A 12,726-nucleotide genomic window follows, 5' to 3' on the forward strand; every position below is an offset into this window, starting at 1 on the left:
CCCCGGAGTTACAGTGCCGGGTTACCGTCCACAGAGGAGGAAATGCCGGATGTCCGTGCCACCCCGGGTGCTGCCGCCGTTGCGGCGCGAGTCCCCGATGTCCGGGCTCGACCGCCGCAACCTCGGTCCGCTGCAGGTGTTCGCGCAGTCGATCTCGGCCGCGGCGCCGTCGGCGGCCATGGCGGCCGCGCCCGCGGTCGCCGCGGCCGGGGCCGGGACCGGGGTGCTGTGGTCGTTCGTCGTCGCGACCGTGCTCGCGCTCCTCATCGGGCTGGGGATCGCGCAGTTCACGCGCCGCATGGCGGCGGCCGGGTCGCTGTACAGCCTGACCGCGAAGGGGCTCGGCCCGGCCGCGGCGTTCGCGTGCGGCTGCGCGTTGCTGATCGGCTACGGCCTGCTGACGATGGCGGCGCTCACCGGGTCCGGCGTCTACCTGCAGGACCTGTTACGGCGCGCCGGCCTGGACCTGGGCTGGGGCCTGGTCGCGGTGCTCGTGCTGGTGCTGGGCGGGCTGGCGACGGCGTGCGTGCTGCGGGGTGTGCGGTTGTCGGCGACGGTGGTGCTCGTCGCCGAGGCCGTGTCGATCTCGCTGATGCTGGTGGTGTTCGGGTTGCTGCTGGCCAGGGTCGGCCCCGGGCTGGCGCCGACCGCGCCGGACCGGGGCGTCGGCGGGATCGCGGCCGGGGTGCTGCCCGCGCTCGGCGCGTTCATCGGGTTCGAGGCGGCGGCGTCCTACGGGGTCGAGGCCCGGCGGCCGTTCCGCACGGTGCCGCGGGCGGTGCAGGGCACGGCCGCGCTGTGCGGCGTGCTGTACCTGGTGGCGGCGTACACGCAGGTCATCGGGCTGGGCGCGCTGCCGGGCGGGCTCGCCGGGCAGGCCGAGCCGGTCAGCACGCTGGCCGCGCTGCAGCAGCTGCCGTGGCTGTCCTACCTGCTCGACCTCGGCATCGCCGCGTCGTTCCTCGCGTGCACGCTGGCGACCGGCAGCGCGCTGGTGCGCGTGCTGCTGTCCATGGGGCGCGAGGGCGTGGCACCGGCCGCGCTGGGCCGGACGCATCCGCGGTACCGGACGCCGCACGTCGCGATCCTGGCCGTGCTGCCGCCGGTCGCGGTGGCGCCGGTCGTGCTGATGGCCGCCGGGATGAGCACCACGTCGGTGTTCGTCACGCTGCTCAACGTCGCGGTGTTCGGCTACCTGGTGGCGTACCTGCTGGTGTGCGTGGCGGCGCCGGTGTTCCTGTACCGCATCGGCGAGCTGACCCGCGGGGCGCTGGTGGTCGGCGCGATCACCGCGCCCGCGCTGCTGGCAGCGCTGGTCGTGTTCACGGTCGACAACCTGGGCGGCCCGTACCCGGCGGTGTTCGGGCTGTGCGCGCTCGCCGGCCTGGCCTGGTTCGCCTGGCTGCGCCGTCGGCGGCCACGGGACCTGGCGCGGATCGGCATCTACGACGAGACGTCCGAGGCCGACCTGCTCGGCGGCGAGCGGTGAGCCCGGAGACGCCGCTGTCCGGCCGCCAGCCGAAGGCGGTCCGCAGCGCGCTGGCGGTGCTGGAGGAGGTCGTGGCGGCCGGGCCGGGTGTCACGGCGAAGGAGATTTCGGCCGCGCTGAAACTGCCCCCGGCGACGACCTACCGGCTGCTGAACCTGCTCGTCGGCGAGGAGTACCTGGTGCGGTTGCCGGACCTGCGGGGGTTCGCGCTGGGGCGTCGCGCCGGGCGGCTGGCGACCCCGGTGGCGGTGCGCCCGCCCGCGGCGGCCAGGGCGATCGTGGAGCACCTGCGGCAACGGGTGCGGTGGGGTGTGCACCTGGCGTCCTACCGGACCGGGCGGCTGACGCTCGTCGACCCGGACCCGGACCACCCGCCGTCGGACGGGGCGCTGCTCGCCCGCTACCCGCACGTTTCCGCGCTGGGCAAGCTGCTGCTCGCCGAGCAGGCCGACTGGCGCGCGGTGGTGCGGGAGCTGCGGTCGTTCACCGAGCGGACGATCGTCGACGCCGACCGCCTGGACGCCGAACTGGCCGCGGTCGCGCGCGACGGGCTGGCCCGGCAGTGCGGTGAGCTGCTGGAACGCAAGGGCTGCCTGGCGGTGGCGATCCGGGACGTGGTGACCGGCGAGCTGGTCGCCGGGCTCGCGGTGAGCGGGCCCGCGGAACGGGTCGCCGAGCCGAACGCCGAGCTGGTGGCGCTGGTGCGCGACCACGCCGGGCAACTGGCGCCACTTCTCGCGTGAGCGATGTCGAGAACGCGGGAGCGGCTCCGTCCCCGGCGTGACACACCCCGAACCGGAGGAGACGGACATGGATGTCACCGCTGAACTGGCCAAGCCGATCGCGCAGGAGCTGCTGGAGTCGGACATCCCCGCGCGGCTGGCGTACGACGGACTGGACGGCGAGCCGCGCGTCATCCCGATCGGGTTCTGGTGGGACGGCTCGCACCTGGTCATGGCCACCGTGCCGAAGTCGGCGAAGGTCGCGGCCCTGCGCCGGAACCCGCGAGTGGCGATCACCGTCGACCGCATGGACCCGTGGCCCCCGCGCGTGCTGCTGATCCGCGGCACCGCACGCCTGGAACTGGTCGACGGCGTCCCCGGCGCCTACATCGAGGCGTCCCGGAAGGTGACGCCCGCCGAGGTGTTCGAGTCCTGGGAGCAGGGCGTGCGGGCGCTGTACGAGCAGATGGTGGTCATCACGATCGAGCCGGACTGGGCGAAGCTGCTCGACTTCGAGACGACGCTGCCCAAGGCGGTGGAGGACCTGCTCGCGTCCCGCCAGGGCTGACGGTTCAGCAGCGCTGGAACGGCGCTGGGAACGCCCGGCAGCGGGACTCTCCTCGTAGGAGTGCGGCCAGCCCCGGGACCCACCGGATCGAGCACCGCTTGCCAGTCTTCGACGGTCGTCGAGGGCACCTGACCGTCCGGCGGCGCCCCATGGCGTCGCGGCGGCGGTCCCGCCTAGGCTCGCAGCGTGCGGATCGTCTCGTTGCTGCCCGCCGCCACTGATCTGGTGGCCGAGCTGGGGCTGGCCGGGCAGCTGGTCGGGCGGACGCACGAATGCGACTGGCCGCCGGGCATCGAGGACGTGCCCGTGGTCACCAGCAGCGGGCTGCATACCTCGATGAGCAGCCGCGAGATCTCGCAGGCCGTCGGCGGCGCCCACGCCGGCTCCGCGCTCTACGCCCTGGACGCCGGGAAACTCGCCGAGCTCCAGCCCGACGTCGTGCTCACCCAGGACCTCTGCGAGGTCTGCGCGGTGTCCTACCGCCGGGTCGCCGACGCCGTCCGGATGATGGACGCCGGGCCGCGGGTGCTGAGCCTCGAACCCCACACGCTCGCCGAGGTGCTGGACTGCCTGCTGCTGCTCGGCGACGTCCTCGGTGTGCCGGACGTCGCCCGCGCGAAACACACGCAACTGCGCGCCCGGCTCGCGGACCTCCGGGAGCGCACCCGGGACCTGCCCCGGCCGCGGGTAGCCGCGATCGAATGGCTCGACCCGGTCTGGCCGGCAGGCCACTGGGTGCCCGAACAGATCGCCGCCGCCGGTGGGGAGCCCCTGCTCGCCCGGCCGGGCGAGCACACGAAGGCCATCGACTGGGCCGAGGTGACCGCCGCGGAACCCGACGTCCTCCTCCTGCTCCCCTGCGGCCTGCCGCCGGAGCGCACCGAGGCCGAACTCGGCCTGATCACGAGCCGACCGGGCTGGGCGGACCTGCCCGCGGTGCGCGGCGGGCAGGTGTGGATCCTCGACGGCCCGTCCTACTTCAACCGCCCCGGCCCGCGCGTCGTGCGGGGCGCGGAGATCCTCGCCCACGTGCTGCACGGCATCGGGACCGTCGAGCCGGGTCAGGCGAGGCGCACCTCGATCTCCGGCGGCGTCCGCAACGTCTGATACACCACGCAGTACCGCTCGGTCAGCTTGCGCAGCGTGGCGAGCTGCTCCTCGGACGCGTCGGTGTCGAGGTCGAACGACAACCGGATCGCCTGGAACCCCACCGGCGCGGACTTGTCGACCCCGAGCGTGCCGCGGAAGTCCAGGTCGCCCTCCGCCCGCACGGTCCCGCCGCGGATCTCCAGCCCCAGCGACGTCGCCACCGCCCGCAGCGTCACCCCGGAGCACGCGACCAGCGCCTCCAGCAGCATGTCGCCGGAGCACGCGAGGCTGCCGTCACCGCCGGTGGCCGGGTGCAGGCCGGCCTCGACCACCGCCCGCCCGGTCTCCACCTTGCACGAGATGCCCAGCCCGTCGAGCTCCGCGTTGGCGCGCAAGGTGATCAGCGCCTGTGCCGGGTCCTCCCGGTAGCGCTCCTTCAGCGGGGCCTGCAGTTCCCTGAGTTCGCCTGCGTCCATGCCCGCCAGTATGACCGCGTGAACGGGCTCACGCCGGTGTCAAGGCCGGATCAAGACCGGGCCAGGGCGTGTCATCGCCGCGTCAGCCCGGGGTCCGCGCGGGCCGCTGCGGAGATCTCCTTCGGTGCAGGGATACCGAAGGAGGACGTCATGACACTCGCCGAAGTGCTGCCCAGCGTGGGGCTCGCCGGAGAACCGCCGCTGGAACCCGGCCTGTGGCCGCGCACGACCCGCCTCGCCGGGGGCGGCGACCTGACCTGCGGCGGCGTGCGGCTGACGCGGCTCGCCGCGCGGTTCGGCACGCCGGTGCAGGTCTTCGACGAAACCGAGATCCGCGGCCGCGCCGAGTCGCTGCGCGCCGCGTTCCCGGACGCCGAGATCGCGTTCGCCACCAAGGCCCTGCCGGTGCGGGGCGTGCTCCGGGTGCTGGGGTTCAGTGCGGACGTGTGCTCGGCGGGCGAGATCGCGATGGCGCGCTCGGCGGGTGTGCCGGGCGAGCGGATCCTGGTGCACGGCAACGTGAAGACCCCGGAGGACCTCAAGGCCGCGTTCACCGCGCACGCCGGCCGGATCGTCGCCGACTCGGCCGACGAGATCGACCAGCTCGCCGCGCTCGCCCCCGCCGGGCAACGGGTCCTGGTGCGGGTCACCCCCGGCGTCGACGCGCACACACACCGCGCGCTGGCCACCGCCGTCGAGGGCCAGAAGTTCGGGTTCTCCCTCGCCTCCGGCGCCGCGCTGGACGCCGTCGGGCAGGTCCTCGCCCAGCCGGGCCTGCGCGCCGCCGGGCTGCACTGCCACCTCGGCTCCCAGGTGCGCGACACCTGCGCGTACGCCGAAGCGGTGCGCCGCATGGTGCGCCTGCTCGCCGAGGTCCGCGAGCGGCACGGGGTGATGCTGGACCAGCTCGACCTGGGCGGCGGCTTCGCCGTCCCCTACCGCGCGGGCGAGCCGGCCTTCGACCTGACCGGCGCCGCCCGCCGGATCCTGGGCACGCTGCGCCTGGAGTGCGACCGCCACCGGATCCCGGTGCCGCGGCTGGTGCTGGAACCCGGCCGCTGGCTCGTCGCGACGGCCGGGATCACGCTGTACCGGGTGGCCGCGGTGAAGAGCGGGTTCGTCGCGGTCGACGGCGGCATGAGCGACAACCCGCGCCCGGCGCTGTACGGCGCGCGCTACACCGCCCGGCTCGTCGGACGGCACACCAAGGCGCCGCGCCGCCCGTGGACCATCGCCGGCAGGCACTGCGAGGCCGGGGACGTGCTGGCCGAGGACGTGCCGTTGCCCGCCGACATCCGCCCCGGCGACCTGCTGGCGGTGCCCGTGAGCGGCGCCTACCACCACGCGCTGGCGTCGAACTACAACCTGGTGGGCCGCCCGCCGCTGGTCGCCGTCGCCGGCGGCGCAGCACGCGTGCTCGTGCGCCGCGAAACCGAGGAGGACCTGCTGCGCCGCGACCTCGGCTGATCGGGGAAGCTCGGCGCATGGTCTCGGTATTGCAGAACGTCGCGATCGACTGCGCGGACGCCTACGAGCTGGCCCGGTTCTGGAGCGCGGTGACCGGCCGTCCGCTCCACCCGGAAGACCGGCCGGGCGACCCGGAGACGCAGGTGCTGCTCGCGGAGGGTCCGGTGCTGCACTTCAACCAGGTGCCGGAGCCCAAGACGATCAAGAACCGGATCCACCTGTGCCTGCGCCCGGAGACCTCGCGCGAGGTGGAGGTGGCGCGGCTGCTGGGCCTCGGCGCCACGTTCGTCGCCGATCACCGGAACCCGGACGGGTCCGGCTGGGCCGTCCTCGCCGACCCCGAGGGCAACGAGTTCTGCGTGCTCCGCAGCGACTCCGACCGCGCCGCCATGGAGTCCTGACCCGCCGGCGCAGTCCCGAGCGTCGTGTCGATGAACGCGCGCGTCGCCGCGGTGAGCGGGCCGCCGCGGTGCACCAGCCACTGCGGCAGCCGCTCCGGCGGGTCGAACCGGTAGACGTCCGCGCCCGCCCGCAGCGCCAGGTCGGACCAGCCGTCCGGCATCAGCCCGGCGCCGATGCCCTTGAGCACCATCGGCAGCACCACGCCCCGGTCCCCGGCCTCGGCCGCGATCGTCATGTCCCCGACGGTCGCGGCCAGCCGGTCGAACAGGGCCCGCACCGCCGTGGCCGGCTTGGTGACCACGAACCGCATGCCGCGCAGCACCTCCGGGCCCACCGACGGCCCCGGCACGTCCAGGGCGCCCGGCGGCACGACCAGCAGGAACTCCTCGTCCCGCAGGTGGTGCGTCACCAGCCCCTGCCCGGACGGGCGCTCCGCGCTGCCGCACACCCCGACCTCGCACCTGCCCTGCAGCACCATCGCGACCACCTCGGCCGCCGACATCGCCGACGACGTGCTGACGGTGACCCCCGGGTGCCGCCGGGCCAGCTCGGCGATCACGCTGGTCACCGGTTCCAGCCCGGACGACGAGGTCGCGGCGACGTCCACCCGCCCGGCCGCGCCGTCCCCGATCGCGCCCGCCGCAGCCCGCAACGCGTCCAGGTCGCGCAGCACCAGCCGGGCCCGGTCGGCCAGCGCCTCCCCGGCGGTGCTCAGCACCGCGTGCCGCCCGACCCGGTGGAACAGCGTGACGCCCAGCTCGTGTTCGAGCTTGCCGATCGCGCGGGACAGCGAGGGCTGCGCGACGTGCAGTGCCTTGGCCGCCGCGGTGAACCCGCCGTGCTCGACGATCGCGACGAAGTACTCCAGCTGGCGGCGTTCCACCACGCTCCCATCCATAGCGAACAGCTATGGCGATGGTGTCACAGATGTCTTGGACGTTCACCCGGTCGAGGGTGTCTACTCGGACCGTGTTCACCACCCGCCCCACGCTGCAAGGCACCCACGGCATGGTGTCGTCGACCCACTGGCTCGCCTCCGCCACCGCGATGGCGGTGCTGGAGGACGACGGCAACGCCTTCGACGCGGCCGTGGCCGCCGGGTTCGTGCTGCACGTCGTCGAACCGCACCTGAACGGCCCCGCCGGCGAGGTCCCGATCATCCTCGCGCCCGCCGGGCAGGCGCCGCGCGTGCTGTGCGGGCAGGGTCCGGCCCCGGCCGGGGCGACGGTCGCGCACTACACCTCGCTCGGACTGGACCTGGTGCCCGGCACCGGTCCGCTGGCCGCCGCCGTGCCCGGCGCGTTCGACGCGTGGATGCTGCTGCTGCGCGACCACGGCACGAAGACGCTGGCCGAGGTGCTGAGATACGCGATCGGCTACGCCGAGAACGGGCACCCGGCGGTGGAGCGGATCGGCTCGACCGTGGCCAGCGTGCGGGAGCTGTTCGAGACCGAATGGACCAGCTCGGCGGAGGTGTACCTGCGTGACGGGCGCCCGCCGGGGCCCGGCGAGATGCTGCGCAACCCGGCGCTGGCCGCGACCTGGCGGCGCGTGATCGCCGAGGCCGAGGCCGCCGGCGCGGGCCGGGAGACGCAGATCGATGCCGCCCGCCGGATCTGGCGCGAGGGCTTCATCGCCGAGGCGATCGCCGAGGCCGCTGCCCGGCCGACCATGGACACCTCCGGCGAGCGGCACGCCGGCACCCTCACCGCCGACGACCTCGCCGCGTTCGAAGCCGGCTACGAGGACCCGGTCACCTACGACTGGCAGGGCTGGACGGTCGCCAAGTGCGGCCTGTGGAGCCAGGGGCCGTCGTTCCTGCAGCAGCTCGCCCTGCTGCCGGACGGCCTCGAGTACGGCACGCCGGAGTACCTGCACACGCTGATCGAGGGCACCAAGCTTGCCATGGCCGACCGCGAGGCGTGGTACGGCGACAGCGCGGACGTCTCCCTGGACACCCTGCTTTCCGCGTCCTACAACGAATCCCGCCGCGCCATGATCGACGAGCGGGCCTCGACGGAGCTGCGGCCGGGTTCCCCGGACGGGCGACGGCCGCGGCTGAGCAAGCAGGCCGAACTGTCGGTCGGCGGAGCGGTCCCGCCGCCACCCGCCGCGGGCGCCGGTGAGCCGACCGTCGCCAAGGACGGCGCCACCCGCGGCGACACCTGCCACCTCGACGTGGCCGACCGGTGGGGCAACATGATCGCCGCCACCCCGAGCGGCGGCTGGCTGCAGTCCAACCCGGTCATCCCGGCCCTGGGTTTCCCGCTGGGCACCCGGCTGCAGATGTCCTGGCTGGACGAGGGGCTGCCCAATTCGCTGGTGCCCGGCCGCCGCCCGCGCACGACGCTGTCCCCGTCGATGGCGCTGCGCGACGGCGTGCCGGTGCTCGCGTTCGGCACGCCCGGCGGGGACCAGCAGGACCAGTGGAGCGTGCACTTCTTCCTCGCCGTCGCGCTGCGCGGGAAGGTGCGCGGCAGCCTCGACCTGCAGGGCGCGATCGACGCGCCGAACTGGCACACGGACAGTTTCCCGAGCTCGTTCTACCCGCGCTCGATGAAACCGGGCAGCGTCACGGTGGAGTCGCGCATCGGCGAATCCGCGATCGCGGAACTGCGGCGGCGCGGGCACGACGTCGAGGTCGCCGACCCGTGGTCGGAAGGCCGCCTGTGCGCGGTCGCCCGCGACCCGGAAACCGGTGTGCTGTCCGCGGGTGCGAACCCGCGAGGCATGCAGGGCTACGCCGCCGGACGGTAGTTTCCTCCGGCATCCGAAGGGAAAACAGCGGTTCGCACCCATCCCCGCGAACCGCTGTTTTCCTGCCCGTGTCAAGCGGCAGCACCGAAGGTGGCTGCTTCCCGAGCCGCCCAGCAGCCGGCACACCCACCTCCGCGCCATTTCCGCCCCCAGCCCGGCACCCGAGTGCCGCAACGTCTCGCGATGCGCGGTCAGGAAGCTGACAACCACCTACGCGCTCGCCGCCCGCAACCAGGGTTTCCGCCCGACCGGGGCCAGCCTGAACTCGGCGCACCCGCCCGGGCTCAACCGTCCGCAAGCACCGTCTCGAAGGCCAGCTCCGCGGCGCCCAGCAGCTTCGCGTCCGTGCCCAGCGCCGACGTCGCGACCCGCGTTCCGGCGAGGGCCCGGCTCACCAGGCTCCGCTGCCGCACCGTTCGCTCCACGTGCTCGACCAGCGCCGGGGGCAGCGCGGTGAACAGGTCGCCCAGCACGACCAGCTGCGGGCACAGCAGGTTGACCACGTTGCCGAGCCCGAGCGCGAGCCATTCGGTGAACTCCGCGAGCACGTCCGGCGCCTCGCCGTCGGCGGAGAGCAGCCGCAGCTCGTGCACGATCGCGCCGACCGGGCTGTCCTCGTCCAGCCCCAGCGCCCGCGCCAGCGCCCGCTCCCCCACCTCGGTTTCCCAGCAGCCGTGCGATCCGCAGTAGCACTGCCGCCCCTGCGGCCGCACCACCATGTGCCCGACCTCGCCCACGTGGTGCCCGCCGGCGCCGCGCATGGACACCCCGTTGGAGATCACGCCGCCGCCGACGCCGACCTCGGCGCCGATGTAGACGAGGTCGTCGTAGCCGCGCGCCACCCCGCGCAGGTGCTCGGCGAGCGCGCCCAGCTCGGCGTCGTTGCCCATGTGCACGGGCAGCTGCAGGGCCCGCGACAGCCACGCGCCGAGCGGGATGTCGGTCCAGTGCAGGTTCGGCGCCTCGTGCACGAACCCGTCCTGGTGCCGCACCACGCCCGGCACCGACACGCCGGCCGCGACCGGGTGGACGCCCAGCTCGTCGATCAGCGGGCCCGCCGTGTCGACGATCTTGGTGAACACCTCGCGCGGGTCGTTGGTGGTGGAGCGGATGTTCCACCCGCCCCGCCCGAGGATCTCGCCGCCGATCCCGACCAGCGCCATCCCGGCCCGCTCCACCCGGATGTCGATCGCCAGCACCACCGCGGCCTGCGGCTGCGGCAGCACCAGCAGGGACGGGCGGCCCGCCCCGCTGCGCTGGGCCGGCACGCGCTCCTCGACGAGCCCGTCCTCGGCCAGCCCGTCCACCAGGGCCTTGATCGTGCTGCGGTTCAGCCCGAGGTCGGTGGCGAGACTGGCCCGTGTGGACGGACCATGGACGTGCAGCCGGCGCAACAGGGCGGCCCTGTTGTGCCGGCGCACGTCGTCGGGGCGGGTGCCCGCGGTCGGTGTGGTCGTCACCTGCGCTTCCCTGCTGGCCGGTGGTCGGCGGTCCTCACCCGTGCCTCAGCGCGCGACCGCGGCACGCTTGCGGGAAAGCGCGTCGACGGCTGCCGCCACCAGTAGGACCAGGCAGGTGATGATGTTAACCGTAGCCGCCTGGAACCCGAGCAGGCCGAGGCCGTTCTGGACGGTCGCCAGCACGAGACCACCGATCACCGCGTCGCGCAGCCGTCCACGGCCGCCGAACAGCGACGTGCCACCGATGACCGCCGCGCCGACGGCGAACAGCAGCGTGTTGCCGCCACCGGAGTTGCCGTCCACGGCGCCGACCTTGGAGCTGTAGACGATGCCGCCGATCGCCGCGACCGCCGAGCAGATCACGAACACGCTCATCCGGATCTTGTCGACCTTGATGCCGGCGCGCCGCGCGGCCTCCTTGTTGCCGCCGACCGCGTAGATGTGCCGCCCGTAGCGGGTGCGGTCCAGCACGAACGTGCCTGCCACCAGCAACACCAGCACGATCGGGACGACGTAGGGCACGCCCGCGATCGTGGTCAGGTTCGGGTTGGGCGAGCGGTTGGTGTTGAGCAGGTAGGTCGCGACCGCGCCGAGCACCAGCACCGCGCCCGCCTTGACGACCACGATCGTCGTCGGCTGCGCCACCAGTCCGCGCCGCAACCGTCCGAAGTGGCGGGTCAGGACCACCGCGGCGTACCCGCCCGCGGCGAGCGCGAACATGATCCAGCCGGCCAGGATGGACAGGTTGCCGTTGGCCACCTGGTACAGCACGTCGCTCTGCCGGATGGAGATCGTGCCGCCCTCGCCGACCAGCTGCAGCAGCAGCCCGTACCAGCCGATGAACAGCGCCAGGGTCACCACGAACGACGGGATGCCGATCTTGGCCACGATGGTGCCGGTCAGCGCGCCGATGACGACGCCGACGCAGATCGCCAGCACGATCTCGATCCACGGGTTCGCGGGGAACCCGGCGAGCAGGAACACCGGCACGACGAGCGCGAGCACCGCGCCGATCCAGACGCGCATCCACACGCACAGCGCCGCCGCCACGATGGAGCCGACGATGAAGCCGTAGAACACCGTGCTGCCGAAGTTGCCGAGCAGATTGCCGTCCTGCGTGAAGTGCAGCGCCATCACCGACGCGGCCAGGCCGGACGCGGTGCCCGCGGACAGGTCGATCTCGCCGAGCAGCAGCACCGGCACGATGCCCATCGCGATGATGGTCTGCCCGGCGCCCTGCGCGAACAGGTTCGCGATGTTGTTCAGGGACAGGAAGGTGTCCGAGAGCCCGGTGAACACCAGCACCAGCACCAGCAGGCCGAGCAGCGCGGGCAGCGCGCCCAGCTCGCCGCCGCGCAGGCGCCCGAAGTAGTCGCCGATGGCCTCGCGGGTGGACCGCGAGGTGGTGTCGATGCCGAAGTCCGAGATCGCCGCCGGGGGCTGGCCGCCGGGCTTCGTGGGGGTTTCAGTCATGGCCACTTCTTTCCTCACACGGCCGCGGTCTCGGGGCGGGCCAGGCCGAGGTCGCCGGACCGGCCCGCGGTGATCAGTTCGACGACCTGGCTGTTCGTGACGTCCTTGGTGGCGACGTCGGCGGCCAGCCGGCCGAGGTAGAGCGTGGCGATCCGGTCGGCCACCTCGAACACGTCGTTCATGTTGTGGCTGATCAGCACCACGCCGAGGCCCTGTTCGGCCAGGCGCCGCACCAGGTCGAGCACCTGCCGGGTCTGCGCGACGCCGAGCGCGGCGGTCGGCTCGTCGAGCAGCACCACCTTGCTGTTCCACAGCACGGCCTTGGCGATCGCGACGGTCTGCCGCTGCCCGCCGGACAGCGACGACACCGGCGTGCGGACCGACTTGACGGTGCGCACCGACAGCGACGCCAGGGTCTTGCGCGCGGCCAGCTCCATCGCCGCCTCGTCGAGCAGCCCGCGCTGGTTGCGCTCGCGGCCGAGGAACATGTTCTGGACGATGTCGAGGTTGTCGCACAGCGCGAGGTCCTGGTAGACGACCTCGATGCCGAGGGCGGCCGCCTCGCGCGGGTTGTGGATGTGGACCGGCTTGCCCTCGAAGAGGACCTCACCGCTGTCGATCGGGTGGATGCCCGCGATGCACTTGACGAGCGTGGACTTCCCGGCGCCGTTGTCGCCGACCAGCGCGGTGACCTCCCCCGCGCGCACCTGGAAGTCCACGTCGTGCAGGACGTGCACCGGCCCGAAGCTCTTGTTGACGCCTCGCAGCGCGAGGACGGGCTCGTTCATGGAAGAACCTCCGCTATCCGTGGGAGACACGCGTG

At 73.6% G+C, this 12,726-nt stretch carries 12 protein-coding genes; 7 read left to right on the forward strand and 5 right to left on the reverse strand.

Features of this window, described 5'->3' with window-relative positions:
* Nucleotides 1-49: 49 nt before the first annotated feature.
* From AMYTH_RS0112525 to AMYTH_RS0112540, 4 genes are all read left to right on the forward strand, one after another.
* Nucleotides 50-1,489 carry an APC family permease gene (locus tag AMYTH_RS0112525; RefSeq protein ID WP_027930621.1) on the forward strand — a complete coding sequence of 480 codons (1,440 nt, stop codon included), beginning with the start codon at nt 50-52 and terminating at the stop codon, nt 1,487-1,489.
* Complete coding sequence (locus AMYTH_RS0112530; RefSeq protein ID WP_027930622.1) at nt 1,486-2,232, forward strand: IclR family transcriptional regulator; 747 nt, start codon at nt 1,486-1,488, stop codon at nt 2,230-2,232. Before AMYTH_RS0112525 ends, AMYTH_RS0112530 begins: the two co-directional genes overlap by 4 nt.
* Before the next feature lie 67 nt (nt 2,233-2,299).
* The gene (locus tag AMYTH_RS0112535) at nt 2,300-2,779 is read left to right on the forward strand and encodes a pyridoxamine 5'-phosphate oxidase family protein (protein ID WP_027930623.1); all 480 of its coding nucleotides are present in this window, start codon (nt 2,300-2,302) and stop codon (nt 2,777-2,779) included.
* A gap of 186 nt (nt 2,780-2,965) precedes the next feature.
* Entirely contained in the window at nt 2,966-3,886 is a 921-nt protein-coding gene (locus AMYTH_RS0112540) for an ABC transporter substrate-binding protein (protein WP_027930624.1), read from the forward strand.
* Here the strand turns inward: AMYTH_RS0112540 and AMYTH_RS0112545 are convergent.
* Complete coding sequence (locus AMYTH_RS0112545) at nt 3,841-4,344, reverse strand: OsmC family protein (RefSeq protein WP_020420622.1); 504 nt, start codon at nt 4,342-4,344, stop codon at nt 3,841-3,843. The genes AMYTH_RS0112540 and AMYTH_RS0112545 overlap by 46 nt on opposite strands.
* A 150-nt stretch (nt 4,345-4,494) precedes the next feature.
* Here AMYTH_RS0112545 and lysA point away from each other — a divergent pair, with 150 nt between their 5' ends.
* Nucleotides 4,495-5,811, forward strand: coding sequence for a diaminopimelate decarboxylase (lysA, locus tag AMYTH_RS0112550; RefSeq protein ID WP_027930625.1), 1,317 nt, complete (start codon nt 4,495-4,497; stop codon nt 5,809-5,811).
* 17 nt (nt 5,812-5,828) lie between these two features.
* Complete coding sequence (locus AMYTH_RS0112555) at nt 5,829-6,212, forward strand: VOC family protein (protein WP_027930626.1); 384 nt, start codon at nt 5,829-5,831, stop codon at nt 6,210-6,212.
* Here the strand turns inward: AMYTH_RS0112555 and AMYTH_RS0112560 are convergent.
* Nucleotides 6,107-7,099: a LysR family transcriptional regulator gene (locus AMYTH_RS0112560; RefSeq protein WP_027930627.1), complete on the reverse strand. Its 993-nt coding sequence runs from the start codon at nt 7,097-7,099 to the stop codon at nt 6,107-6,109. The two genes, AMYTH_RS0112555 and AMYTH_RS0112560, sit on opposite strands and share 106 nt — an antisense overlap.
* A gap of 83 nt (nt 7,100-7,182) precedes the next feature.
* Between AMYTH_RS0112560 and AMYTH_RS0112565 the strand changes: the two genes are divergently transcribed.
* Nucleotides 7,183-8,970 (forward strand): gamma-glutamyltransferase family protein, encoded by a 1,788-nt coding sequence (locus AMYTH_RS0112565; protein WP_027930628.1) that lies wholly within the window; start codon nt 7,183-7,185, stop codon nt 8,968-8,970.
* A 284-nt stretch (nt 8,971-9,254) separates the two neighbouring features.
* Here AMYTH_RS0112565 and AMYTH_RS0112570 read toward each other — a convergent pair whose 3' ends face one another.
* Genes AMYTH_RS0112570 through AMYTH_RS0112580 form a run of 3 tightly spaced genes read right to left on the reverse strand, consistent with a single transcriptional unit; the run spans nt 9,255 to nt 12,691 of the window.
* Nucleotides 9,255-10,430 (reverse strand): ROK family transcriptional regulator, encoded by a 1,176-nt coding sequence (locus AMYTH_RS0112570; protein WP_027930629.1) that lies wholly within the window; start codon nt 10,428-10,430, stop codon nt 9,255-9,257.
* Between the two features lie 45 nt (nt 10,431-10,475).
* Nucleotides 10,476-11,903: a sugar ABC transporter permease gene (locus tag AMYTH_RS0112575; RefSeq protein ID WP_027930630.1), complete on the reverse strand. Its 1,428-nt coding sequence runs from the start codon at nt 11,901-11,903 to the stop codon at nt 10,476-10,478.
* Between the two features lie 14 nt (nt 11,904-11,917).
* Nucleotides 11,918-12,691, reverse strand: coding sequence for an ATP-binding cassette domain-containing protein (locus AMYTH_RS0112580; RefSeq protein WP_017982028.1), 774 nt, complete (start codon nt 12,689-12,691; stop codon nt 11,918-11,920).
* Between the last annotated feature and the right edge of the window lie 35 nt (nt 12,692-12,726).

The organism is Amycolatopsis thermoflava N1165 (assembly GCF_000473265.1).
GTDB classification, from domain to species: Bacteria; Actinomycetota; Actinomycetes; order Mycobacteriales; family Pseudonocardiaceae; genus Amycolatopsis_E; species Amycolatopsis_E thermoflava.